This is a genomic window from Xenorhabdus indica (genome assembly GCF_014467235.1).
Taxonomy (GTDB): Bacteria; Pseudomonadota; Gammaproteobacteria; order Enterobacterales; family Enterobacteriaceae; genus Xenorhabdus; species Xenorhabdus indica.
This window is the reverse complement of the sequence record NZ_NKHP01000033.1, coordinates 1-24584: the sequence shown is the minus strand read 5'-3', so window position 1 is coordinate 24584 and position 24584 is coordinate 1. Positions and strand designations below refer to the sequence as shown.

Below are 24584 nucleotides of genomic sequence, written 5' to 3'. Positions count from 1 at the left end.
CCGGTTTTTAGGCCAGTATTTCGATGAGGAATCCGGGTTTTGTTATAATCGCTTTAGATATTACAGTAACGAAACGGGGCAGTATATCTCGCCTGACCCTCTAGGGCTGGCGGGCGGGTTGAATCCGTATTCGTATGTGCATAATCCGGTGAAATGGGTTGACCCTTACGGTCTGGCAGGTGGGGTTGGGAATAAAGGTGATTCCCTTATAACGTATCGCGGAGATACACGAAGTTTCACTGAAATTTTTGAAAAAGGATTTGAAACACGAGGACCAAGCAATGATTTGTATCTGCACGCATTAGATAATAAAAATCCTCCAAGTAATTTTATAAGCACTACTACTGATCCGAGTAAAACTATTGGTTTTGCAACAAATTATGGAAGCCAAAGCGGGTATGTGTACACCATGAAAACTAATAATGGTATAGATGTAAACAAGGTACTAGGTTCAAAATCGCCGTATCCTGGAGAAGCAGAAATTGCAATACCCGGTGGGGTTAAATCTGAAAATATATTAGGCGCAAGACCAATTAATGCCGATGGTGAAATGTGGGACTATACAATTTTAAATCCAAAGAGGTATGGAAAATGACAGGCATTGATAAAAGAAAAATCAAAATAATAATAAATGGAAAAATGGAAGAAGCTGAATTGCACCTGATCACCTCTCCTAATAGAGATTGTTGTTTGAAAATATTTCATAATAATAATCAGTTAGCAGAATCAAATGATACCGATTATTTTTCATGCTTTATAGATTTGAGAAACCAATTAAAAGATATAATTTTTCTTTGCAAAGGAGCAAAAATAAATGTGTTTCCATCTGCAATGCAGAGAGATATGGGATTAGGAAAAGTGGCTTATGAGACTACATTAGGTCAGCATGGTTTACCTGAAAATATGGTTCATATATTTGATTTTGAAGATAAAGATGTTGATTACACCCCAGAAGATCAAGGTAAATTCCATCTTCAATGGTTTGAATCGCTACGATAAAATAACTGCTTTATGAGCTTAGATTAAGCCGGAAAGATCGCCGTGATCTTCCGGCTTTGTTCTTTTTATGGAGTAGTATGAGAATGAGGAAAATGGGCTATGCTATAATCGCTTTCGGGATTGCCTGCCGGAGACTGGGCAATATATCTCTCCTGACCCCATAGGGCTTTCGGGAGGTGTGAATCCTTACGGATATGTGCATAATCCGGCAAAGTGGGTTGATCCGTTTGGTCTGGCAGGTGGAGTTGGTAACAAAGGTGATGTTAAAACTAAACGTCCTAGCGATGATCTGGGTGAAGTTACAGGACACTATTCTGCGGTTAAACCTAGACCATTAGATGATGGACTAGCTGAAACTTTTGCAGGCGGAAGGTATAAGGAAGTCATATTAGGCCGTGACACCGAGATGTATCGGGCGGGAGTTTCAACTAATGAATTCGGACGATTCTTTAGCCTAGATAAGCCACAAAGTGTTATTCAAACAAGGATAGACAAAGCTGTTTTACCTAAGTGGCCAAATGGTGGCGAATCACCATTAGATACCGTATATAAATTCACTGTTCCCAAAGGGACGAAAGTATATGTGGGTGAAGTCGGTGTTCAAAAAGGTTTCTATCTCGGCGGTACAGAACAAATAGTCATAACAGCATCTTGGGATGTAAAGGGTATGAAAGTAATAGAACAAGGGGTGTTAAAATGACACAGGAAATAGAAAAAGTTCTAAGCGAAATGTCAACTCTATTAGATCAAAATATGGAAACTAGTTGGGCTCGCTATATTGATAAATTACGCTATCGAATAAATATAGAATCTGATAGAACTATTATTGATATAAAAGCACTTTTTGGTGGTATGGGCTCATTGAATGATCTAGTACTTAGTAAAAATGGTAAACCATTAACACATGAAAATAATAAGCTAGATGCGTTAAGAAAAGAGTTATATGAATTATGCTCACCATATAAACGAATAGGTTAGATGTAAAAAGCCGGAATGATCTCCGTGATCTTCCGGCCTTCTTCTTTTTAAGAGCAGCTCAATCCCTGCTCTTAGTTGCTGTTGTAGTCGCCAATCAGCTCACGCATCCGCAGTTTAATGTCACTGAGCTGGTATTGCTGACGCTGGTACTATTGCTTAATTTTGCGAGTGTCATCGCTACCAGGGATTAGCACTAAACAGCCGTCCATGATTTTAACCGTCAGCGTGCCACCAATATCAAACCCGACGGCCTTCAGTATACTGACGATGCAGAGCAAATGTTTGTACTTGGGCCATGGAAATATGGATCTCTAATAAAATGAAAACTTCAGGTAAAACGTTTTTGACTGATTCTCTTCAATTGGTTCAGGATGCAATTGAACTACATCAATGTGGAAAGAATGCACCATTATCTATTGGTGCATTAACTCAGGTAAAAAAAGAGTTAGAGGAAATGATAAGGATCATGAATCCTCAAGTTTACAAGCCATCATATCCAAGATTTATTATGGATTGGCCTGATGAAAATGGGATTATATCAACATTGATTGATGTTGCTTATTATTACCAAAAAATAAAAAAGAACTAACCCATGAATTTTATTGAATTAGCAGAAAAACTGAGACCCCTTCTCTTTTCACTATGGAAAATTATGCATGATAACGGTGGAGGAAGTTGGATAAAGAGCATTGAGAATATTATTGCGTTACTGACACCACCTGCTTATGGAGGCACGAACGATGCAAAATCTGCTACTGAAGATGCCCGTCATGCTTATAGTTCCTATGTTCAGAAGCTATGGTGGTTTTGCTGAATATTTTATCTGGCGAGATGATTTTAATGAGCGAGTTAAAGCCAATGAAGCATTGGATAAAATAAAAAATTATATAAATCATATAATTAATTAAAGCAAAACCGGAAAGATCCCCATGTTCTTCCCGCTTTATTGTTCTTATGTGATAACTTAATTTTGGTCACTGCCATAGAACTGAATTAGCCAACCATCAAAAAGGAATAATATGATAACGGTATATCAATATGTTTATGACAAGATGATAAAAAAAAGAGAAGAGATACGTAGCTATTTACTGGGTCCATTGAATGATAATTTTCCCGAAGAATATCAACCAATACGTGAAATTTATTATAATGGTTCAGCTAAAGGAAAATCCTATGTAGAGAAGATGATCATAAAAACAGCGGATGATCTTCTCCTTTCCCAATTTGAAAAAATGGATAGGCTCCGATTGTTGGAAAATGGTAATGACATGTTTTCAATGGAATTGAAACCTAATGAATATAACAGCATTGTTTATGTACCTGAAAACCTCAGTTTCTGCTCAATTATGAAAGAGTTGATTGAGGAGGAAAACAATAACCACACTTCGCGGTTTGTTTATTGAATGCCATTACTTAAAAAGATAAATTACATCGTAATGATGTAATTTATCAATAGAGACATGTAAGGAAGATGTTTCCTTTCAACAGCTTATTATATTGAATAATGGGTTGATTAAGCCCCAGTAAAATGCAGTTTCAAACCCAGTGCTTTTGATATTTTGTATACCGTATTAAACGAAGGGTTGCCTTCGCCGGATAACGCCTTATATATTCCTTCCCGGCTTATTCCTGATTCTTTAGAAATTTGGCTGATATTTTTTATTCTGGCAATGTTGCCTAATGCTTTAAATAAATATTTTGTATCGTTCTCTTCGATAGCGGCATTTAAGTATGCCTGAATATCTTCTTCTGTTTCTAAAAACTCCACAACATCGAATTTTTTTGGCGCTGTTTTCATTTTAAAATCCCCATTCTTTCGCGAGTTGTTTTGCTTTCTTTATATCTGCCTGCTGGCTGTTTTTATCTCCACCACAGAGTAATAAAATGATTTTATTATTTTTATGAGTAAAGTAGACACGATAACCTGACCCGTAATGTATTCTGAGTTCCGAAACGCCGTTTCCCACAGGTTCAACATCGCCAAAATTTCCCTCTTCCATTCTTTCAACCCGGATTAAGATCTTGGCTTTGGCTGTTCTGTCTTTTAAGGATTTTAACCATTTTTCAAAATCGTGAGTCCTTTCAATGGTTATCATGCTGACTCCTTATCATTGTATATAAATGATATGATGTGTCAACTACAGTTAACACATCAGTGTAATTAGCAATAAGAAAGTACTCTACGGTTCAGGCAGGTATCAGGTCAGATTCTGTTATCAGCATAATCTTGCCGTAGCCGAAAGCAATTTGAACGGGCTTATCCAGCAAACCGGTTTCCGTTAACCAGTCGCCCGCCAGATACAGCTCGCCATTGTCACGTACCCAATCGATGCCCTGCTTCGGATCATCTTCCACGGCGTGGAACAGGGTAGCCGGATCATCATCCGGTTTCGCTAACGTCAACATAAGCCCGTTGTTATATTGCTGGATATGAAACAGGGCATTGGGTGTAAAGCCCATCTGTTGCATATCGTCACCAGTTAACACACATTCCGGTTTTTCAGCGTCTTCAGTAGAAAATTTAAGCTCCATCAGTTCCTTCTCTGTTGATGAATAAAATAAAATGCGAGCAGCTTCGCAAAAGAAAATTTCTGCCATTTCAGTGCAAAGTATAACTCTCACAGGATCGTTCAATATCATGTTTTAATTGGAAAAAATGACACTATGAGTTTATCCAGGCAGCTTTTTATTTAATTTTCCGGGGAATTGCCGCAGCCAGCGTGCCACAGCGATATCATCCCATTCGCCTTCATTCAGGCTTTTTAAGCAGTGCCACAATTCATGAAAATTTTGGGTGGCGATAATCAAACAACCTGGCATCACTCTGATTTTTAACGGATCGTTAATGGAGAAACCGGCTTCCAGTAGCCATTTTCCACTTAAGTTGATGGCCGGAGTCGTGCGGTTCACTCCCTTGGGGCGATAAACCACTTTCTGATAACGTTCCGGTTGGGAAATTTTGTAAATGCGGGTACCTGCAGTAGAATGCATGTCAGCCATAATAACTATCTCCTGTAGTTTTTGTGGTTAGCGGTTTTATCGTGTTCCGCCACGGTAAAGCCGCGTCTAAATTTTCACCGCCACTCTATCCCCCACCCAAATAACATACCACTGACAAAAATGACCTTTGCAAAGCGGCTCGCAAAATAATGACTGCGGATGTATTCCATTTCTATTAACTATCGACTTGGGATAGTAAACGCATGCCCAATATCCAGAGAGAAATAAACCTAGCAGGCATGTTACCCGCCGTCATTTAGAACAATGGAAAAGTGAACACAATTTGCACCATTATTCACCTTGTAGTAATGTACCTATATAGCGAATTAAAGTAGGAGGTGCTGCCATGACCATCACAACCCTCTCCAGCCGGGAACTGAACCAGGACGTTACCCGCGCGAAGAAAGCAACCAAGAACGGCCCCGTATTCATCACTGATCGCGGCAAACCGGCTCATGTGCTGTTGAGTATCGAGGAATACCGGCTGCTGACCAAGCAGCATCGTAATATTGCCGATGCACTGGCGATGCCGGGCGTTGCGGATATTGAGTTTGAGCCGCCACGCGTCACTATCGGTATCCGTCCGGCTGATTTTTCATGATGTACGTACTCGATACCAACGTGGTGTCCGAACTACGAAAAATTCGGGCTGGAAAGGCGGATCCAAACGTGGCGGCATGGGCTGAAAATGTCGATGCCGCCGACCTCTTTGTATCCGCCATCACCATCATGGAGTTAGAGCTTGGCATTTTATTGATTGAGCGTAAGGACGCCGCACAAGGGGTCATACTGCGGGCATGGCTGGAGCAACATGTTTTGCCGGAGTTCTCCGAACGAACCTTGCCCGTCGATACAGCCGTAGCACAACGCTGCGCCCGGTTGCACGTACCCGACAGATGCAGCGAGCGTGATGCGCTGATTGCGGCGACGGCACTTGTGCATGGTATGACGGTCGTCACGCGTAACGTAGCCGATTTTCAGTCTACAGGGGTAACCATCCTCAATCCGTGGGAATCAAATCCATAATAATGAGAGTCGAAAACTGTCGTTATCGAGTTACTGTATGCGTCGCTTAAGCTCCTTCAGCATGTCATGCAGTCTCTCAATGGCCTGCGCGTTTTCCGCAATAGACTGCTTGTGACGCACGTCGGCTCGGGCCTGCTCATTGAGTTGCTCCTGTAAGCGCCGCCCGGTTTCTGCGTCCAGAAAATGATCCTGACTGGCCTCCACTATCCAGCCGGTATCATTGGACGCTGCACCGCTGACCAGTGACGTCCATGCCGAGGCGTTACCCGATTTGTCCACCAGCCGTGCCCGAAAGTAGAGTTTCTCCCCCGCTGCCAGCCCCTGCAACGTGTAGGTGCGTTGCGGATAGGCAATATCGGCAAACTGCAGCGTACCGTCATCCTCGCCGCTTTTGTTGTAGCAAATTTCCGTTTTCAGCAGAATAACCGTCGGGTTGGCAAAGTCCCAGTCCAGCCGGATACCAAAAAGCAGCGACGTAGTGCGGAGAGACTGCGGTGCCGATGGCGTCCCTTTGCGGCTTCCCAGCAAGGTATCCTGCGTGTTCACCCAGATACTGGATATGGCGGCGGCATTCGTCGCCCTGACCCGCGCCTGATAGCATCCGTCATCGACGTTCGGTACTTCAAGACGCCGGGCGGTCGTCCGGGGAGCGGTTATCCAGTTGCCGTTGTCTTTGCGCCATTCGACTTCATAGGCCACGGCACTGTCGGCGGCGTCCCATGTGATCTGCAACGTGGTGGTGATAATGCCCTGATTGATCGCAGTATCACTGTCGATAAGGACATGCTTCGGTGCCGGCTGAACACTAGGCGGAAGAATGGTAACGGGACGTTCGTCAATGCGGATGTTTCTGTCGATAAGCGCATATTTGTCAGGGTCATGCTCAACTGCCGTAATGTCAAACGAGACACCGTCCTCTCCCGCTTTGATCCCCATCACCCTGAAGGGTTGCTCCACGCTATAGCGGGATTCAATGGCCCAGACGGCACCCACCTCAGGAATATCTGCATAGGCATAGCCACCGCTACTCACGGAGACCTCCTGCCCGTTGATCGCGGTAATGAGATCCTTTTCTGTTTTACCGGAAGGCAGGTTGACGACCAGCCAGTCTCCCGCTTTTGCCGATGGCACCCGATCCAACGTGAGCATATATCGCCTTGGCACGGCCTGAATACGCCCGCTCCGACCCGGCCCTGACAGCAGATTATCCGATATGCCGATAAGGTAACCCGGTAAGGGGATACGCCCCTCCAGCCCGACAGTAAAAGTGACGGTTCGGTCGTGTTCGTTGGTGTGCAATACCCATTTGCCACGCCGGATAGCTTCACTCTGGCGGGTACAACCGATGGCCGTGATGTCGGCCTGCCGGATACCATAGCGGCGTATCAGGCGGTGTTCAAACACCGGTTCAATCGCATCCTGATAGCCGTTCTGCGGATCGGACCAGCTCACCATGGCCGTGGAGTAATGGGTTTTCTCGCTGGCACTGGCATAGGTGAATTTTCCGTCACGCACATTGGCCCCCGTAAAGAGATAATCCCTGTCACGGGGCATATCCGCCAACACATTCATGTTGTTATTGGCCCAAAACGTCATTCCCCGAAAAATCCCCGCAATGTCACGCAACACCGCCCAGGCATCTTCTTGTGACTGAATATAAACATTGCAGGTAAACCGAGGCTCTTCACCGCCTTCACCATCCGGCACCGTCTGATCGCAATATTGTGCGATGCTATACAGATCCCATTTTGCCTGCGTCAGGTTCTCCGTTTTCACCCGAGAGCCAATACTGAACCGGTCATTGATCATCAGGTCATACAGCACCCAGGCCGGGTTGTCGCTCCATGCCCATTGGAAGGTGCCATCCCAGCTACCGTAATAACGGCGACGTGCCGGGTCATAATTGGCGGGCACACGGATGATACGCATCTTGGGTTCGCAGGTGATTTGCGGGATGTTGCGAAACTGTTTGGCATCAAACTGAACAAATAACAGAGCCGTTTCAGGATAACTTAATTTGGCGTCGATCACCTCGGTAATGGCTTCCACCACCATCGCATCGGCGATCCGGTTGCTGGTCTGTTTTGGCGTCAGCCGTCGAAGGCGCACCTGCCAGCCCGAATGAGCGGCAGGTAAATCCACCCGGTGGGAACGTTCGTATTTCGTAGTGGTTTTGCCATCAACGGCGGTTTTCAGGATTTCCTTAAAAGCCCCGCCATCGGTGGCGAGGTCAATGGCATATTCAATGCGATAGCCCACCGTGTCGCCATTGTCTTTTTGCTGTTGCAACTGGGGCCACGATAACCGCAGGCGAACTGCTGATAACTGAATATTGGTGACCGTCGTCACCCACGTACTGACCAGTTCAGCACTGACGGTGCGGGCATTTTCGACCGCTGGCATACCGGGGATATACGCCTGATGGGGTGTGCCGGGACGAAATTCCCATTTGACCCCTTCAAAATTGGGCGTACCGTCAGCGCCGATAAGCGGCGTGTTATCCAGAAAAATACGCCGGCCATCCAGCTCGCCCGCAAATTCCCCTTCACCGAGGGCAAGGAGAATTTTGGTGTAGGAAGTCGATTGCAGGGAATCCGGTGCTTCCACCGGGGTACGCGGCTGCTGTCTGCCACCTTTGTTCCCTTGTATGGGCTGCTTTTCCATCTTTCATCCTCTGCCTGCTATTGTTGGTCTTCCGCATAGATACCCGCTGAAATAATGGCCCCGCCAATACGGCGTCGGCCATAACCGATGGGTACCGGATTGCCCTGTGCAACGGTATTCACCGGTCCCCCGAACGCATAGGACGGTTTGTTATCGGGATCTTCGCGCCGGGCCAGCCCGCCCGGCATCGGCGAGAGCATTTGCACCACGCCACCCAGCATCATGCCCACCCCGGACATGACCATCGGTGCACCAAACGGCGTCGCCCACAAAAATGCCCCGGCCACCACCATCACCGCGCCCAGAATGGTCTGGAAAACACCGGCGTTTTTGCTGCCGATAATCATCGGGGCAATGCGGATATCGTCCTGCCCGGAAAACACCAGTTCTTCCCGACTGATATTGCGTTTTCCGTTAAACACAGCAAAAGTCAGCCCCTGTTCTTTGGCGGTCAATAAAAAGCGTTCAAAGCCGTCAACCAGCACAGACAGCGCCCGGATCGCTTCCTGCGGGGTAGAAACCGCCAGTTGATGCACTCGCCCGAAGCGGGTACCGAGCACACCGTAAAGCCGCACGGTTCGTAATGTGTTCATGATGTGACTCCCTTCAACAAAAAATCCGCCGACGCGGATGAGTGACGTAAGGTGATGATGGTGCGTTCCTGCCAGTAGCCATGGTAGGGCTCCCGCTTACTGAGCTGCCCGTACAGATGGTGCAACATCAGGCCGTTACCCAGATAAACCCCAGCATGATTGGGTTCATTGGCCTGCACCTGCATAATGATCACATCCCCTGTTTGTAATTCACCCCAACACGCAATAAATCCGGCCGCGGCATACTGTTTCATATACAGATTTTCGCCCCGACTCCACCAGCCATCAGTGCGTTCAAAATCCGGCAGTTCAACCGTCCGCTCCAGTTTGTACCAGTCACGCACGATAGCGTAACAATCCCAGATACCGTGCACGAACGGGCGACCGATTAAGGGCCTAATGCCAGCCAGAGGCATCAGAGTACGGCTATCGCCTTCCGGCCACGAAACAATCACCCACGGGAGTTGTGACAGGTCACACTGGGCGATATCGAGCTGGCTCGGTTGTGTCGTCGCGTCGGGGTGACTGTGGACAATGGCAACAATCGCACCGTTATCTTCGGCTGCCGCATAATCCGCTGGATGAATACGGAACTGTTCCGAGGGTGATGGTGCAGTATTGCGACAGGGCACATAACGCTGCCGACAGCGATGTTGAATAACCAGCCCGCAACATTCATGCGGATAAGCCGCTTGGGCGTGTGCCATGATGGCGCGGGTCGTGGCTTTTCGCAGTATCGTCATGGTTACCGCCTTAACAACGCGGAGCCGGGAAACCCGCCAAACGGCAATTGTTCTGCATCACCAAAGCGTTTTTTACAGTCGCTCATTAATCCTCCACAGGCATCCGAGGCCGGATCATCGGTCGGCTTGCCCCGTTCAGTAAAATAACGGGAGTCGGTATAGCCACACGGTGACTGGCGATACTGCCCACGGATGCACCATGTACACAGGCTGTGAATTTGCCGGGTCGGGATTTTAATCCCCTGTAAATCGGCGGGGGAAGAGAGGGAAAACTGGATAGTTTCGTTATCTTCCTGAGTCTTGCTGTCGATGTAGAAAACATCGATTTTTTCCTGCGTCGGGTCGGCTTGCGGATTGCCGTCAGGGAAATTACGCGCATCCAGATAATGGGCAAAAGTCAGGCGGATTGTGACCCGCGCCTGTACCATGTTTTGATACGCCAGACACAAGGCACTGAGCGTGCCATCCAGATTGGCCACATTAAGGGTGGGTGTGACCGCCCGCCCATCGCCGGTTACTTCCAATCCTTCGATACTGACGGGCCACGGTTTGTATTCGATGCCCTGCCACCAAAGGGACTTCACCGATACAGAAACGCTATTTTCCAGTTCGGACTCGGTATACGGGATCGGGTGATGATGAAAGAACAAGATTGGCCCACCAAATGCCGAGCCATCGACAGTAAATAAGACAATTTTACTCCCCGGCTCAAGCCGTTGGAGTGTGGTATTGATAGTCATAATGAAATCGCTTACGGATGATAAATACGAGTGAAGGTCACGGAGAGGATGAAATAAGTGCCATGGGCCTGAACAGTGAATTTTCCCGCCTGATACAGCCCCAGTTCCGATAACGGATTACGCCATTTGAATGAGCGCCAGCCCTGATGCTCACGCAGAAAAGCGATAATCGGCTGGATGTCAGACCGTGCCCCGACAAAAGACAACGGCCAGCTTTCGCGCTGCGTGTTGATCCCATCGCCTGAAGTTTGTTTATAGCCATCTCCAAACTGGACAGCGCGTACAATCGGCTCAAACTCGCCACTCGCCCCCACTCTGGCCGGAAAATCAAAGGTTTTTATCATCATCGGCCTCCTTTAATCGCCGCACTGAGTTCCCCTCCCTGGCTGAGACTTTTATGCAGTAAAAATTTGAAACGCTGATCGACGTATTTCGCGATATCCTGCCCCGCAGATTCTGCACCACGCGAGGTTTTCGTGTCGTGAGTGCCCTCAGAGTGGATCACGATATGAACGGAGTTAAAGGTTTGGTTACCCGTACTGCCGATGGCCTGAACGCCCAGCTTACCGCCAGTCCCCCGTTTTAAGGGTAAAATCGCTTCCGGTCCGGCTTCTCCCATCACCCCGCCCCCTTTGGCAAACGCAAACAGGGTCGGTTGGCTGACCACCTGCCCGCTGTACTGACTTAAATCTGCCGATTGATAAACACCGCCTTTGGCATTAGGCAGGGGGATCGGGCTTTTCCAGACATCCGGGGTTATTGTAGTGCCAGAACCGATTGAAGATAGCCTGCCTCCGGCTGAGGATAATGCACTGGCGCCCATGTTACCCATCGCGCCACCAAAGAAACCGGAGATCGCTTTGGTGAGCAGTGCCTGCACCGCAATGCGAACTAAATCCTGAATGATGGATTGCGCCAATGATGCGGATAATTCCCGCATCGATTCCGAAAAGGATTTTGTTCCCGTCAACATGCCGGTTAAGGCGTTACCCGTGCGTTGCTCGACCACATCCAGCAGGTTCATCTGCATTTTCTGGAAATCCCCCTGTGAGGCGTATAAATCCTTGGCGGCAGCCCATTGTGCCTCTTTGGCACGATAAGCAGCGGCGGTCATTAACTGTTCATGACGTTCTTTACTGATAAGGCCATTGCGGTAATAGGTATCGTAAAGTGCCGTTTGTTCGGTAAGCTGATTTTGCAGTTGCACAACCGGATCAACCTCCCCAGCCATATCCAGACGCGGAGCCGAAATTTGTTTTGCCTGTTCCGCTAATTTGTCTTTCACCGACATTTGATACAGCATTTTACTGGCGGACAGATATTCCTGTTCGGTCAATAACCGTTCGCTGTACAGCGCTTTCAGTTCTGCGCTGGCATCTCTTTCCTGCCGGAGCAATGCGGCTGCCGGGGAATATTTTTCTGCCAGTTCCAGCCGCTGTTTTTGGTGATTTTCAGCATTGAGGGTTTTTAAACGTTGAAGCTCACTGTCCGAAGCGATACCCGATTTGCCGACGTCTTGGATTTTACCTTGCATCTCTTTTTCGCTGAGCCGGATGCGATCCAGGCTGGTGGCATGGGTCTGCTCAATCTCCTTGCGTAACTGCTGGTAGAGATGAAGCGATTGTTTACCTTGTTTATCCTCGTTCGTGAGATCCTGACCTGTCCATGGATTTCTTGTGCCGTGCTCCGTGGAGTTTGACGGCTCCGGCGAGGGCTGGTCAAAGAGACCGGCGGCCGAGGTTGCCTGTAGGTTTTTCTTTCTGGCGGTTTTCTTTTCTATCCCTTTGAGGATATCTTCTCGTCGACTGAGTAAGGCCCGACCTTGCTTTTCAACTTCTTTAGGGTCTTCATAAAAAAAGCGTAAGAACCCTTTTTGACGATTTTCTAAGTGCTTAATGCGGGTTTGAGAATACCGTTCCAGTTGGCTATCAACCTGCCTGAGTTCGGCTTTCAGCTGGTTGAGATCATCGTCAGTCTTATCCAGCTCGACTTCCACCTTTATTCGGGAAAGCCGTTGCAGTTCAGCCACGGTTTCAACGGTTTCATCCTTTAAGTGCCTTAATCCCTCTCTGGCTTGGACGCTGGCGTTATATAACCCATACAGAGCAGAACCCGCCAGCATGGCTGCACCAAATGGCCCACCCATCATGGCAAGCGCGCCACGGGCAAATCCTCCAGCGGCAGATAATGCCCGATAGGAATAAGACAGCCGACGGTTAGCTGCTTCAAGTTGTCCTGTTGCCTGTGTTTGCAATTTAAGGGCTTCGGTTTCCTGCCGGATCAGGGTGCTTTTTTCTTTCGAATAATTGATGGAAAGGCCGTGCAAACGATTAGTTCTTTCCAGATATTGAATGTGCCTGCCCTGAACTTCTGTTGAACGCAGCGTGGCATTGGTCTGTTCAAGGGTGCGTTTGGCGGTTTCAGCCTGCTGTTTTGCCGCATCTCGAGCCGTTTTTTCGGTGGATCGCCATGCTGTCATATTTTCACGCAATCCCACGGTCAGCTTGGTGGCGACCACCGGAATGAGCGTATGCAATGCCACACTGGCCACCCAATTAAAATTCTCGGACAGCGCATTAATCGCCGTGGTTGCTCCCTGCACGCCAGTACGTAATGGACCATCGGCACTTTGCCCGATTTTCACCGCCATCCCTTCAAAGGCGTGGGTCAGCACATCCAAATCAGCACCGAGGTTATTCGCCCGTGCACTGGCTTGCTCATAAGCGACCTGCGTCCCGGTCAGGGCTTGGGTCAGTGCTTCCAGTTTTTCCCGCCCGGTGACCAGATTTGACGCGGCACTGACATTCGCCCGACCGAATAATTTTACTGCCTGTGCAGTCGAGAGGTTTTTGCCGGCTAAATATTCCAGTGCCGACGACAGCCCTACGACCGAGGGTTTCAGATTCTTATCAGTGGAGCGTTCCAGTGCCAATATCACGTTACGAATCGCCGTGCCTGCCTCGCCGCCTTTGATGCCCCGCTCTGCCAGTATCTGAATAGCAGCACCCAGCTCCTCAAAGCTGATCCCCGACTGTGCTGCGACCGTTCCCCCATTTTTAATCGCCTGCGCCGTTTCGTTAATTTCGGAAGCCCCGTATTTCGCCCCGGCTGCCAGTACGTTAACAAAACGGTCAGCCTGTGCGGCACTCGCCCCGAACTGGTTGAGCGATAATGCCAGTGCACGGGTGGCATCAGGCAGATCAATGCCGGATGCCTGCGCCAGTATCACCGCTTTTTCGGTTGCTAATGTCAACGCCTCCGTGCTGTTCAACAATTCTGGTTTGGCTGAGGCCATCAACTTGAAGGCATCCGCAATCCGGGTGGCGCCAAACTCCGTGGTACGCCCGATCCGTTGGGCATTTTCATCCAGTTTCTTTAATTGCTCGCCTGTTGCGCCGGTAATGGCGGACAGATCAGACAGCGCCTGTCCGTATTGACGGGTATGGGAGATAATCGTATTCAGTGAAAAGCCCGTGCCTGCCAGTAATGCCAGTTGCCCGGACACAAATTTGATGTGTGACGCCAGCGAACTGTAAGTCTGTTTCAGCTTTTTGGCATCTGCTGCTGACTTATCGGTAAAGAGTTGTGATTCCTGCCCGGCATAACGGTAGGCATCCCTAATGTGGGATTTAAACGAAGTAGCGTTAACCAGCAAGCCGACCGTCAACGTAGATAAATTAGCCATAAATTAACCTAATAATTTCATCACGGCATCACACTGCGCTTTCACCGTAACACGGGGAACTGATGCAGGAACGACAGGCACACTGTCAGGGGATTTGCGATTTTTCAGCCGATAGTACGCCTGCCACTCATTGAGTGTGGACGCAGGCAAGGACAGGATGCGATAAGGGTCGATTTCGCCGAGCTGTTCAGCTAAGTTGAACGCAAAATGCAGCCACGGCGAGCGGGTTAGTTTTTTTCGGCCTCCTCCAGCGTACCTATGGAATGGCGTTTTACGGTCTGAATAGCGTCAATCAAGGTGGCGTTATCATGGATAGCCATCAATTCTTCTGCTGTGGGCAGGTCATTCGCCGGGATCGGTTTACCTTTGTCATCCACCAGACAATCCAACACCATCTGGATATTCAGGCGGGAGGCTTCACGCCCATCTCCCGCTTCACTGAATTTTTCGGCTTTTTCTTCCACATCTAAGAGTTCCAGCGCGGTCATTCGGCGCAGATTAACGTTAATGCCAAACAGTTCAACCGCTTTAATCTGCGGGCGCGGGGTGAGTAAAGCCGCTTTCAATGCGTTCATTGGGTCACTCCTGTTTTCTTGTCCGCGATACCCCAGACAAGGTTGTTTTGTTTGCCTTTGACGGTGATTTGAATCACTTCACTCGCCGGCGCGTTAATGTCGTTCATTTCCCAGCCGGACAGCGCCAGTATCATCGTGGCGGTACGTTGATTCGGCAGAGCAAGATAAAACTGCACCGTTTCGTGCTGTTCCGCCGCATTCAGGAAAGAGACAAAATCTACGTTCGTCGGGTCATCGATAAAGCCGAGGGATTTTTCCGGGCCTTCCGGCATATCAGAGATAAACTGTTTATTCGTATCCACCAAGGTGGTGCAATCGACAAAACTGCCCGTCAGTCCCGTGGCCCCCAGTGCTTTGCAATTGATGAGGGGTTTCATCTGCGCCACGCTGTCGCCGGGTTTGCCGAACTTGACCAAGGTCCCTGCCGGCAAGACGGCATATTCCGGTGAGGAGGTTGCCATAAAATTAACTCCTGTCTTATTGGCTGTAATCGGCCAGTGCATCACGAATTTCCTGTGTGAGCACCTTGATAACAGCGGTTTTGTTGTAATCCAGCGCCGGACGGATAAACGGTCTCGCTACCTGTTTGACCGTCCCCATTTCCTGCGCCAGGGCTTTTATTCGGTGGGCTTTCGCCGGGCCAACCGTGATCATCACGCCGCCCGAATATTTCGTCGATTTTGTCGTGCGAATGTGAATATTGTCCCGCAAATGCGCGGTGTGACTGTGCTTGTCGTAACCGGCATGGGCCTGCATATCTTCCTGTACAATCTGCATCGCCTTTTTACCGGCTTTTCGCATGATGTCGGTCTGAAGAGCGGTATCCAGTGCCTGCAATTGACGCCCCAGCGAGGCCCATCCCGTTGTGTGTGCCGTAATCATGCCAACTTCTCCGTGTAAGTGATGATAAAGTCCCGTGTGATACGGTAACGCTTGCGGTTTTCGGTCAACTCTTCTGCCTCTTGCTGCAACATCCCGCGTGAAACGGTTTGCACCGGATAACGACCAAGCAGGCCATGCTGCACGGCTTCCCACGCAGAACGAATTTTTGCTTCCAGTCGCAGCGCTTGGGTGTAATCGTTCAGCACCATAATGCTGATTTGGAAACGGGCTTCAATTAATAACGAATCCACCAGCCCGACCGTCAAGCGGGGATCGCTGATGCGCTGATAAGTCACGCCCTCTAATACCGTCGACGGCAAGATCAGCGGGTAAACCGGCAGGTTTGTTAACCGTTCTAAATCGGCTTTCAGTTCAGGTTCAATCATGATGTCCATCGGCCTCGGTGGTTATTATCGTGCGGTCAGCACGATTACGGTCAACAGCACGCACCGTGAACCGCCGTGTCTGATGTTCAATCAGCCAGCCCGGTGCAATATCTGTACGGGGTCTGACGGTAAATTGCTGTACCTCGATCACCTGCTGTTGCCCGGCAGTACGGATCTTGCGGTTGGATACCGCTTCGACTTTTGCCCAAACGGTAGCAACATCACTGTGGCTGACCGTTTCTGAACCCAGTTCGTCCCGATGGATAACCGGGCGAAGTAACCGGATGCGATGGCGCAATTCTCCCGCTTTCATGGCGCAGTCCTCCTATAAAGGAATAAAACGGTAGGGTTCCAGCAATGCCTGAAAGCCCAGCGGCAGTGACTGGGCATCCCGATTGTCGTACCAGAATCCCACCGTCAGCATAATTGCCAGCGTGATATCTTCCGTGACCAACAGACCATCAGGATCGGTATCCGGTACGGCATCCTCATATAAACGGCGATTCAGGTAACTCTCCGCGCGTTTGATGGCGGCGCGGGAATAGGTATCGAGTAAGTCATCTTCGGCGTGATTATCGCTATCAATGCGACATTGCTGCCGCAGCAGCTTAAGGGGAGGAAAAGGCATGTATTCTCCTGATAATTATGCCTTCCCTTCTGCGGCTTTCAGCAATTTCACCGCGTTGCTGTCCACCAGCAGGGAACCCACCCGTTTGGTGGTGTAAAAGTGAATAAACGGTTTATGGGTGTACGGATCACGCAACATACGCACACCAAGACGATCCAAAATGGTGTAGCAGCGTTTGAAGTTACCGAATGCCACCGGCACGCCCCCTGCTTCCAAATCGGCAAACTGTTCATTCTCGGCAATACCGTAGCCCAGCAGTGCAGAAGGTTGCCCCAGTTGCAGGCCCGGCTGCCACAGGTAATTGCCCTGACTGTCTTTTAAGGTGCGGACCTGAAACAGCAGATTGTTGTTCATCATAAATTTCGCGCCGGTGCGGTACGGTTTACGCAGGGTGTAGATCAACTGCATAATTTCATCGGCGGTAACTTCGGTCGGCTTTTTCAGCAACAAGTGTTGCAATGTGCCCCATTTTCGGGCTTTGTCTTCCTGCGCATCACTGCCGTAGGCCAGTAAGCCTTTCGGTTTGTTTTTGCCGTCACCGTGGGTAAACGCGCTTTCTTCCTGCTCGGCAAATTCCTGCGTCAGTTCCGACGAGATAAAGGCGTCCACATTGAAAAACGCATCATCCAGCATAGTCTGGGTCGCTGCCGGGTTACCATAAATCTCGCCCCACGTCGGTTCGATCGGCGTCAGTTTGGGCGTTTTCGTTTCCGGGCGCTCATCGGTTTCACCTACCCAGCCGCTGTTCACGCCACCCTGATTGATCAGTCGCTTGAAGTTCGGGTTGCCAACCGAAACCACATTGCACTCGGTGCGCATCACCACTTCCTCTTTCAGGGCGCTGATGATATTGCGATCCAGTTCCTCCGGTACGGCATAGCCGCCATCCGGATAGACTGTGGTCTGCATCGCTTTTTGCTCCAACTCTGCCAGCCCGTCTTCTTTTCCCTTGCGGATAAACTGGGAAAATGCCGCTTTATGCTCACTGACAGCCGGTGCACTGCTGCCACCCGCCGGGCGTTTCAGCGCCGTCAGCTCTGCTTCCAGCGCGGTTTTCAGCAAATCCAGCTCACTGAGTTTGCCATTCAGGGTATCCACCTGCTCGGACAACTTGCCTTTCTGAGCCTCAATGGCCTCGATACGCTGATCGTTCTTCTGTTTAAACTCATCGAAACGCTGCTGAATTTCCTGCGCAACCTGTTGTACGTCTTTCACTTCAATCGGCATAAAACACTCCGGTTAGTTAAAATGTAATGATTTCAGGGCAGTCAATGCCGACATGGTTTCCGCATCACGTAAAGACAAGGCACTGTAGCCCTCCGCCATAAACGCGTTAGCCTGAGTATGGGAGAGTCCAACATCGCGCAGAACCCGTTCAATACGGCGGGGATTAGGGATATCCCCCCGGGCAAAGGCCGATTTGACGTTGCTCACCCGGGCATCCTCGTTGGCGGGAAAGGTCACCAGACTGACTTCCCATAAATCGAGCTCTTTCAGTAAAAACGCCTGTTTTGTCCGGTCATATTCCCCGTCTTTCAGGGTGTAGCCGATGGACAGACCGGAGAGTGAACCCGCTTTCATATGGGCGTGCGCCCGTTTTGCCAGCGGATCAGCCTCAATCAGCAATCGCCCTTTGAGATACAGCCCGGTCTCGTCTTCTTTCATGTCGGTATAAATCCCGATGGGTTCATCCATGCGGTGCTGCCAGAGCAACGCAGGCAGGCCGCCTTTTTCACCCCAGTGTTTCAGCGTCTTGGCAAACGCACCGGGTAAAACAATGTCGTCGGCACTGTCTTTGAGTCCGAACACCGAGCCATAGCCCTCAAACTCGCCGGCATCGCTGACCGACTTGATTTTCAGGGGCATATCAAGCCGTTGTTTGGTGATCATCGGCATGAGGTCTTTCCTCCGTTTGGGATTGTTTGGTCGCATTCTCCGGGTTGGTCGTCATATTCATCGGCGTCAGATAAATATCACCGCCCTCGCGAGGATTCAGTTCTTCCAGCTCCCGGCATTCATTCGGCGCATAAATGCCCCAGTTAATACCGGTGGCGTAGGCTTCAAAGCGGGATTTCATATCGCCACGCAACAGAGCACCAGTATTAAATTTGGCGTAGAATCGCCCCTGTTTAGCAGTGTTGACCAGCCCGGCATTGATACGCTGTTCAATGCGGGTGAGGTAAGGCACCAGCGAGTAATTAATAAACCCGATCCCCAGATTCTCGATGTTGTTAAAGGTGGCACGGTCGGTGTTCTGCACCATATGCAACGGCACCCGGAAGATGCGGCAGATTTCCTCCAGCTGAAATTTGCGGGTTTCCAGAAACTGTGCATCCTCAGCCGATAAACTGATTTGATGCCATTTCAGCCCCATTTCTAAAATCATCGGCTTATGGGCGTTGACCAGCCCCTGATGGCGCGCTTCAAAATCCGTCTTCAGACGTTGATAAGCCTCATCTTTCAATGCCTGATCGGTTTGCAGTACGCCACTGGTGACAGCGCCGTTACCGAACAACCGGGAACCGTGCTCTTCGGTGGCCAGCCCCAGCCCGATAGCCTGCCGGGCATAGGTGATCGGGCTTAATCCGGTCAGGCCATCCAGCGTAAAAATGCGCACATGCCAGAGTTCATCCTGCGTCAGCCTCCGGTTCTCGCCGTTCGGGAAGGTCACCTGATAGTCCGGCTGCCAGTCCTTGTTCAGTTTGGCGACCACACAGCCCGGATCGAGGGGTAACAATTCCACCACTTCCCCGAGTGCTTTCACTTTGTAGGCATAGAAATTCCCGCGCAGGCACAGGCAGGCAATCAGCAACTCCCAGAACTCCTGCGGCGTCATATAGTTGTTGGGTTTGACTGACAGTAGTTTATTCAACCGTTCTTTGACGGCGCGCTGATTGCCGCGCTCCAGTTGCTCATACAGCGCACAGGGCAACATGCCGACCGATTCCGCCAACACCCGCACACAACTGAACACCGCAGTGAGCTGCATGGCTAACTGCGGACTGACCTGCCGCCCGCTGTAGGTGTCATACGACAATCCAATCAGTTCACTTAAATCACGGGTGATCATGGGTTCGGCGGATTTACGAAACAATCCGGGAAAAAACATCAGGCCTCCTTATCCGTTGTCTGACTCAACATGCGTGAAACCCAATATGACCAGCCAAGACACAGGCTGCCTGCCACCATAAACCCGGCAGCCGGCAACAGCAGCCACGCGCCATAAGACAGCAGAACACCACCTGCCAGCCCGACCAGCGGAGCAGCAATCATTAATAATTTCATGAAAAAATCTCAGAGTGAACGAACTCCGTGGGAGATCAAGTGATCGGAGAGGCTGGGGGCTTCGTGCAAAATCGCCCGGCCCATCGCCATAATCAGCGCGACTGCGCCGTCAATTTTGCTGTCTTTATGCTCTTTAATCGGGCGCACAATGTCATCATTGCCACCCATCGTTTTCCCCACCACATTGCCGATACACCAGGACATAATGAGGTTACCGTCATGATGAAAACGCCCGGATTGGATCGCCGCCTCCAGCTCTTTCATCGGATCGCTCAGGTGCGTGAAATTCTGGCTAATGATGATGGGATTAATGCCCTCATCCGCCAGTGCATGCGATAAACCAGTGGCGCCAAAAGGGTCAATTGGAGTTTCATTAACCGGATTCAGGTGACAAGCCAGTTTAGCTTCTTCGAGAATATAGCGGTAATCAACCTCTGCCCCTTCCGTCACGGTCAGCAGATCCATTTCCACCCATTTCTGAAAACGCTCGGCACTGCGACGATTTTCGTTCTGCTCCACACTGTAAACCGTGTCATACGGCACCCAGAAACGTGGGGCGATACTGTAGAAATGCCGCTTGCCATCAATCTCACGGACAAAGAGCCTCGCCATGCTGTTCATGTCCAGCTTGCGGGCAAGGTCAAAGGCCAGAAAACAGGGTTGCCCCTCAAACTGCGCTAATGTCAGTGAGGTATCTTCGCATTGCTTCCAGCTCACCATATTGAAGTAAGCCTCCCGCGCCGAGACCCAGATATTCAGGTGCTTGGTTTTAAACACACTGGCGAGCCGCGGATTATTGATAGCGCGTTGTTGCTGACTGAGCAGAAAATCCGCATACACCGACACACCCATATTAGGGTTGGCTTTGCGTAACACTGCCGGTGAGGTCCAGTCATCGCCTTCGTCCACGGTATAGACTACGCCGAACAACTCTTCGTTAGGTACATTGCCGGACAGCATATCAATCACTTCGCGCCGCTTGTCATAACACGGTCCTTCAATGTTGTAACCTGCCGTGGTGATCGCCCACATCAGCGGCTGACGTCGTGCGCCCATTCCTGTCAGCATCGTGGTATACAAATCGTCGCTATCATGCTCATGGTATTCATCCACAATCGCACAACTGGGTGACTGACCGTCTCCGGGATTGCCGATCAGCGGCTCAAACCGGGCACCATCTGCCGGGCGATTCATATTGGCAGCATTCACTTCAATGCCGAACGCCTCGGTCAACAGCGGCGTGCGCTTGCACATCAATCGCGCAGGTCGAAACACTTCCCACGCCTGCTTCTCCGTGGTCGCGCCGGAATAGACTTCCGCACCGAATTCGTCATCGCAGGTAAAACAATAGAGAGCCACCCCGGCAGAAATCGCAGACTTGCCATTTTTACGGGGAATTTCGGTATACACTTCCCGAAAGCGGCGTAACCGACTGCCTTTATGCACCCAGCCAAAGGCCGAGCAGACAATAAATAACTGCCACGGCTCCAGTGTGATCGGCATCCGTTTAAAGGCCCATTCACCTTTGGTGTGCGGCAATAGTTGAATAAATTTCGCCGCCTGCTCCGCTAGATCCTTATCAAACCGGTATTTGAACAGCTTGCTCTTTTCCTGAGCCAGATTATCCAGATGTCGCTGACAGGCTTCCCTGACATAACGACCAGCTTCAATTTTATTGCGCACCACATCACGAGCGTACTGATTCGCCGCATTGACATTCAGGTAGGATTTGCGGCTCATGATGCAATCATCCTCATAAACGGATTGTCCGTTTTGGCCTGCCCCGCCGCCCCAATTAGGCGCTGACGACTGCTCGGATCGAGTCCCAACATCGAACCGGTGATATCCATTTCAGACTGTTGCTCTTTTTTGGCAGTCAGCTCCGGGTTTTTAATCGGGCCGCCGGTTGCACCGGTCACGGTATTGCCCTGCCGGGCGATATTTATCACCGCGTTGCGCCAGAACTGATACGCTACACACCAGCGTTCGAGCACCGCAAGGTCAGTCACGCACAGTAATCCTTGGGCGCATAACTCCTTGCTGGTCAGCTCCCACATCACCTCTGCCAGCGACATTTCACATTCAGCAAACCAGTCCGGCGGTGAAACACTCGTCAACGGAGTAAAAGTCGGTTCATCCCGATTCAGCTTGCGCTTGCCCGGATTACCGGCCAGTGCTTTGCGTGCCGTCGGTTTGGGGCGACGACCGGATTTGCCCGCCGTTCCCGCCATACGCAGCACCTCCCAGGCTCAAAAACAGTGAAAGAGGGATAAAAAGACACCCGATTTAAATTTCATTTTTCGCGGGTATAAAAAAAGACCCAAGGCGGCGGTCCTTAAGGGTGAGAGTGGCAGGGATTTGACCTCCCCTCCCCTTGTGTAACTCTCTCATCTGACAGGGTTATATCTTGAAATTAAAGAAAAGAGGGGTATCTCTGCCTCAATGCAGTCTCTCCGTGGCTGTCTTACGTTTATGGCAAGACCAGCACAATAATTGCAAATTTGATAGTTCATCGGTGCCACCGTGTGCCTTTGGCTTAATATGGTCAACCGTTGTCCCTGTGATAGCCCTTCCCTCACGTAAGCATTGCTGGCACAGGTGCCTGTCACGTTGCTTGACTCTGGCGCGTAACTTATCCCATTGGCTGCCATAACCTCGCTCATGTCGGTTCTTGCCCTGTTGGTGGTACTGCCAGCCTGTATGAATATGGGCAGTACAGTAGCCGCTGCGGTCGGTGGTGGTCTTCGGGCAGCCTGGCTTGCGGCAAGCCCGGGGGATACGGGGTGGCATGTTCTGGCTTCCAACAAAAAGAAAAGCCACCTGCGTTAGCTGATGGCTTAGGGATTTCTGTAACTATTTAATGGAGTGTCAAGTAAGGACAAAGTAACCTCTCGAATGAGGCATAAATGTTATTAATATGAAACCTTAAAACTGGCAGCTACTAATGAGTAATCGTCAATCGGCGTGGCTTTTTCAATCCGTTTTTGTAAGCTGGAAGCAAATCTAACTGGATTGCGCAGAGTATTATCTGAAAACCTTGGTCGTTTTTCCCAGAAATAGTGCGCTCCATCAGACATAATATATAAATCCAATACACCTTCATAATCAACAAGCTCAGATAGAGAGTAATGAAGTTCCTGATATTTTAGATTAATGACTTTCGAAAGAGCAGACGTCAGGGTATTTTTCCCTTTCATACCTTTCAGTTCTTTCTTTGTGAATAATCCCTCATTAATCAGTTCTTGATGTTGAGTATGATCTGTTGATAACTGAACAAGCTTCTTTCCTTTTCTTACGTAAATTCTTGTATCTCCAACATGCCCTATATGCAAACCATCCTGATTGATACAACAGAATGTCAGAGTTGTCGCAGCTCTATGGAAATTAACATGACTTTCAGAAAGCTTGGATATATCCTTTTTTATTGCAGACAACACTTCGCCAATATTTAAACCATCTTCATCAATGGCACTATTTGATAGGTATTTTATGGTAATTTGAGAGGCTTCACGCGCTCCTTCATACGACCCGACACCATCAGCTACAGCCATAATATACCCATCACTAGTCATCTTAGGTGACATAACGGAGTCTTGATTACCCAGCGTAGCACTTTTTCCCAACGAGAATAGGCCGCAGTTCAATAAGGTAATCATTAGTTATTCCCCTGAGTGATTTTATCAAAATCTATTAGCATATCGGTGACTGAATTATATCTCATTGCTGGCTTATGGGCTGTGCTTTTGTGAATAAAATCATCCATCCCTTTCAATTGGCTGATCTCAAATTCATTGATAATCACACCAAGAGCAAAGATATCTACTTTTTCATCATAAAATCCTTTTTGAGCCTCAGGTGCCATGTAACCTTCGGTTCCCATCTTGACCGCAATATTCGTTAGTACCTCAGATTCCGCTTCTTTATTTGCATTTTTAACCAGACCAAAGTCAGAAACTTTGTAGATACCATCTGGAAATTTAAGGATATTTGCTGGCTTTAAATCACGGTGTAAGTATCTTTTTATTTCGTGCATGTACTTAATTCCATTAAGTATCATTTTGATAATTTTTACTTTCTCATCTATTTGAAGTCTCCCTTTGCCAAGTTCGTTTCCCAAGTCGTTATCTGCAAGGTCCGTGATAAACCAAGGGTTATTGGCAGATAAATAATGAATATATATGGGAGCTACATTTGAATGACAACAAGAAGCTTGATACTCAGCTTCTCTTTGAAACCTACGCTTCCACTCATCAAGTGTAAAAATTTCAAGTAACCTTTCATCAGTGATATATAATGTTTTTCTAAATGCCTTTTCAAAATGGTAGGAGTATCAAAGAAACTCAGTCCAATTTTTGCGAATTTTGATTTTCCACAAACAAAAAAGCAAAAAGAAGGACTGA

Annotated in this window: 36 protein-coding genes and 1 pseudogene; 10 read left to right on the top strand and 27 right to left on the bottom strand. The window is 49.1% G+C overall.

Translation table 11 applies throughout. The features are described 5' to 3' along the window. From Xind_RS18210 to Xind_RS18180, 8 genes and pseudogenes are all read left to right on the top strand, one after another. The coding region (locus tag Xind_RS18210; RefSeq protein ID WP_276511101.1) for a scabin-related ADP-ribosyltransferase at positions 1-595 on the top strand (595 nt) is incomplete at its 5' end. Next, complete coding sequence (locus Xind_RS18205) at positions 592-999, top strand: hypothetical protein (protein WP_187650739.1); 408 nt, start codon at positions 592-594, stop codon at positions 997-999. The genes Xind_RS18210 and Xind_RS18205, both read left to right, overlap by 4 nt. A 124-nt stretch (positions 1000-1123) precedes the next feature. Then, positions 1124-1174 (top strand): annotated as a pseudogene (locus tag Xind_RS24655) (hypothetical protein); the annotation flags it as partial. 3 nt (positions 1175-1177) lie between these two features. Next, positions 1178-1699 (top strand): hypothetical protein, encoded by a 522-nt coding sequence (locus Xind_RS18200; protein ID WP_246432610.1) that lies wholly within the window; start codon positions 1178-1180, stop codon positions 1697-1699. Further along, complete coding sequence (locus Xind_RS18195; RefSeq protein ID WP_187650738.1) at positions 1696-1977, top strand: DUF6966 domain-containing protein; 282 nt, start codon at positions 1696-1698, stop codon at positions 1975-1977. Before Xind_RS18200 ends, Xind_RS18195 begins: the two co-directional genes overlap by 4 nt. Before the next feature lie 319 nt (positions 1978-2296). Next, positions 2297-2566 (top strand): hypothetical protein, encoded by a 270-nt coding sequence (locus tag Xind_RS18190; protein ID WP_187650737.1) that lies wholly within the window; start codon positions 2297-2299, stop codon positions 2564-2566. A gap of 63 nt (positions 2567-2629) precedes the next feature. Next, the gene (locus Xind_RS21880; RefSeq protein WP_246432609.1) at positions 2630-2791 is read left to right on the top strand and encodes a hypothetical protein; all 162 of its coding nucleotides are present in this window, start codon (positions 2630-2632) and stop codon (positions 2789-2791) included. 205 nt (positions 2792-2996) lie between these two features. Then, on the top strand, positions 2997-3380 hold the full coding sequence (locus tag Xind_RS18180; protein ID WP_187650736.1) for a transposase: 384 nt from the start codon (positions 2997-2999) through the stop codon (positions 3378-3380). Between the two features lie 110 nt (positions 3381-3490). Here Xind_RS18180 and Xind_RS18175 read toward each other — a convergent pair whose 3' ends face one another. From Xind_RS18175 to Xind_RS18160, 4 genes are all read right to left on the bottom strand, one after another. Next, positions 3491-3775, bottom strand: coding sequence for an addiction module antidote protein (locus Xind_RS18175; protein WP_187650735.1), 285 nt, complete (start codon positions 3773-3775; stop codon positions 3491-3493). 1 nt (position 3776) lies between these two features. Continuing rightward, a complete protein-coding gene (locus tag Xind_RS18170; protein WP_187650734.1) occupies positions 3777-4073 on the bottom strand; it encodes a type II toxin-antitoxin system RelE/ParE family toxin in 297 nt (98 codons plus the stop codon). Positions 4074-4164: 91 nt separating this feature from the next. Next, positions 4165-4509: a SymE family type I addiction module toxin gene (locus tag Xind_RS18165; protein ID WP_187650733.1), complete on the bottom strand. Its 345-nt coding sequence runs from the start codon at positions 4507-4509 to the stop codon at positions 4165-4167. A 138-nt stretch (positions 4510-4647) separates the two neighbouring features. Continuing rightward, complete coding sequence (locus tag Xind_RS18160) at positions 4648-4977, bottom strand: SymE family type I addiction module toxin (protein WP_187650732.1); 330 nt, start codon at positions 4975-4977, stop codon at positions 4648-4650. A gap of 346 nt (positions 4978-5323) precedes the next feature. Between Xind_RS18160 and Xind_RS18155 the strand changes: the two genes are divergently transcribed. Together Xind_RS18155 and Xind_RS18150 are read left to right on the top strand one after the other, a co-directional pair. Beyond that, positions 5324-5578: a type II toxin-antitoxin system Phd/YefM family antitoxin gene (locus Xind_RS18155; protein WP_187650731.1), complete on the top strand. Its 255-nt coding sequence runs from the start codon at positions 5324-5326 to the stop codon at positions 5576-5578. Further along, a complete protein-coding gene (locus Xind_RS18150; RefSeq protein WP_222941858.1) occupies positions 5578-6003 on the top strand; it encodes a type II toxin-antitoxin system VapC family toxin in 426 nt (141 codons plus the stop codon). The genes Xind_RS18155 and Xind_RS18150 overlap by 1 nt, the downstream gene beginning before the upstream one ends. Positions 6004-6033: 30 nt before the next feature. On the opposite strand, the gene Xind_RS18145 is transcribed toward Xind_RS18150, so the two are convergent. The 23 genes from Xind_RS18145 to Xind_RS20710 form a co-directional block, all read right to left on the bottom strand. Beyond that, positions 6034-8667 carry a TipJ family phage tail tip protein gene (locus Xind_RS18145; RefSeq protein ID WP_187650729.1) on the bottom strand — a complete coding sequence of 878 codons (2634 nt, stop codon included), beginning with the start codon at positions 8665-8667 and terminating at the stop codon, positions 6034-6036. A gap of 17 nt (positions 8668-8684) precedes the next feature. Beyond that, positions 8685-9260 (bottom strand): tail assembly protein, encoded by a 576-nt coding sequence (locus Xind_RS18140; protein WP_187650728.1) that lies wholly within the window; start codon positions 9258-9260, stop codon positions 8685-8687. Further along, positions 9257-10003, bottom strand: coding sequence for a C40 family peptidase (locus tag Xind_RS18135; protein WP_156115426.1), 747 nt, complete (start codon positions 10001-10003; stop codon positions 9257-9259). Before Xind_RS18135 ends, Xind_RS18140 begins: the two co-directional genes overlap by 4 nt. A 2-nt stretch (positions 10004-10005) precedes the next feature. Continuing rightward, positions 10006-10743, bottom strand: a complete 738-nt coding sequence (locus Xind_RS18130; protein WP_047685458.1) for a phage minor tail protein L — start codon at positions 10741-10743, stop codon at positions 10006-10008. Positions 10744-10754: 11 nt separating this feature from the next. Next, positions 10755-11087, bottom strand: coding sequence for a phage tail protein (locus Xind_RS18125; protein ID WP_052189775.1), 333 nt, complete (start codon positions 11085-11087; stop codon positions 10755-10757). Continuing rightward, positions 11087-14428, bottom strand: coding sequence for a phage tail tape measure protein (locus Xind_RS18120; protein ID WP_187650727.1), 3342 nt, complete (start codon positions 14426-14428; stop codon positions 11087-11089). Before Xind_RS18120 ends, Xind_RS18125 begins: the two co-directional genes overlap by 1 nt. A gap of 3 nt (positions 14429-14431) precedes the next feature. Next, a complete protein-coding gene (locus tag Xind_RS18115) occupies positions 14432-14578 on the bottom strand; it encodes a hypothetical protein (RefSeq protein WP_231571572.1) in 147 nt (48 codons plus the stop codon). 77 nt (positions 14579-14655) lie between these two features. Continuing rightward, positions 14656-15003, bottom strand: coding sequence for a phage tail protein (locus Xind_RS18110; protein ID WP_047685451.1), 348 nt, complete (start codon positions 15001-15003; stop codon positions 14656-14658). Next, complete coding sequence (locus tag Xind_RS18105) at positions 15000-15464, bottom strand: phage tail protein (protein ID WP_187650726.1); 465 nt, start codon at positions 15462-15464, stop codon at positions 15000-15002. The genes Xind_RS18110 and Xind_RS18105 overlap by 4 nt, the downstream gene beginning before the upstream one ends. 16 nt (positions 15465-15480) lie before the next feature. After that, positions 15481-15885, bottom strand: a complete 405-nt coding sequence (locus Xind_RS18100) for an HK97-gp10 family putative phage morphogenesis protein (protein ID WP_047685448.1) — start codon at positions 15883-15885, stop codon at positions 15481-15483. Beyond that, on the bottom strand, positions 15882-16205 hold the full coding sequence (locus Xind_RS18095; RefSeq protein ID WP_338114368.1) for a hypothetical protein: 324 nt from the start codon (positions 16203-16205) through the stop codon (positions 15882-15884). The genes Xind_RS18100 and Xind_RS18095 overlap by 4 nt, the downstream gene beginning before the upstream one ends. A 58-nt stretch (positions 16206-16263) precedes the next feature. Further along, entirely contained in the window at positions 16264-16584 is a 321-nt protein-coding gene (locus tag Xind_RS18090; protein WP_187650725.1) for a phage head closure protein, read from the bottom strand. A 12-nt stretch (positions 16585-16596) separates the two neighbouring features. Continuing rightward, positions 16597-16899 carry a head-tail connector protein gene (locus Xind_RS18085; RefSeq protein ID WP_047685441.1) on the bottom strand — a complete coding sequence of 101 codons (303 nt, stop codon included), beginning with the start codon at positions 16897-16899 and terminating at the stop codon, positions 16597-16599. Positions 16900-16914: 15 nt separating this feature from the next. Further along, the gene (locus Xind_RS18080) at positions 16915-18126 is read right to left on the bottom strand and encodes a phage major capsid protein (protein WP_047685438.1); all 1212 of its coding nucleotides are present in this window, start codon (positions 18124-18126) and stop codon (positions 16915-16917) included. A gap of 12 nt (positions 18127-18138) precedes the next feature. Then, the gene (locus Xind_RS18075) at positions 18139-18789 is read right to left on the bottom strand and encodes an HK97 family phage prohead protease (RefSeq protein WP_047685477.1); all 651 of its coding nucleotides are present in this window, start codon (positions 18787-18789) and stop codon (positions 18139-18141) included. Further along, on the bottom strand, positions 18767-20008 hold the full coding sequence (locus tag Xind_RS18070; RefSeq protein ID WP_187650724.1) for a phage portal protein: 1242 nt from the start codon (positions 20006-20008) through the stop codon (positions 18767-18769). The genes Xind_RS18075 and Xind_RS18070 overlap by 23 nt, the downstream gene beginning before the upstream one ends. After that, positions 20008-20184: a hypothetical protein gene (locus Xind_RS18065; protein WP_187650723.1), complete on the bottom strand. Its 177-nt coding sequence runs from the start codon at positions 20182-20184 to the stop codon at positions 20008-20010. The genes Xind_RS18070 and Xind_RS18065 overlap by 1 nt, the downstream gene beginning before the upstream one ends. Before the next feature lie 9 nt (positions 20185-20193). Further along, positions 20194-21924 carry a terminase large subunit gene (locus Xind_RS18060; protein WP_187650722.1) on the bottom strand — a complete coding sequence of 577 codons (1731 nt, stop codon included), beginning with the start codon at positions 21922-21924 and terminating at the stop codon, positions 20194-20196. After that, entirely contained in the window at positions 21921-22415 is a 495-nt protein-coding gene (locus Xind_RS18055) for a phage terminase small subunit P27 family (RefSeq protein WP_047685221.1), read from the bottom strand. Before Xind_RS18055 ends, Xind_RS18060 begins: the two co-directional genes overlap by 4 nt. A gap of 208 nt (positions 22416-22623) precedes the next feature. Next, on the bottom strand, positions 22624-22974 hold the full coding sequence (locus Xind_RS18050) for an HNH endonuclease (protein ID WP_187650721.1): 351 nt from the start codon (positions 22972-22974) through the stop codon (positions 22624-22626). Positions 22975-23096: 122 nt separating this feature from the next. Then, positions 23097-23840, bottom strand: a complete 744-nt coding sequence (locus tag Xind_RS18045; RefSeq protein WP_187650720.1) for a PP2C family protein-serine/threonine phosphatase — start codon at positions 23838-23840, stop codon at positions 23097-23099. Continuing rightward, positions 23840-24448 (bottom strand): protein kinase domain-containing protein, encoded by a 609-nt coding sequence (locus tag Xind_RS18040; RefSeq protein ID WP_338114369.1) that lies wholly within the window; start codon positions 24446-24448, stop codon positions 23840-23842. The genes Xind_RS18045 and Xind_RS18040 overlap by 1 nt, the downstream gene beginning before the upstream one ends. Beyond that, on the bottom strand, positions 24370-24584 hold a 215-nt coding region (locus tag Xind_RS20710; protein ID WP_222941857.1), incomplete at its 5' end, for a hypothetical protein. The genes Xind_RS20710 and Xind_RS18040, both read right to left, overlap by 79 nt.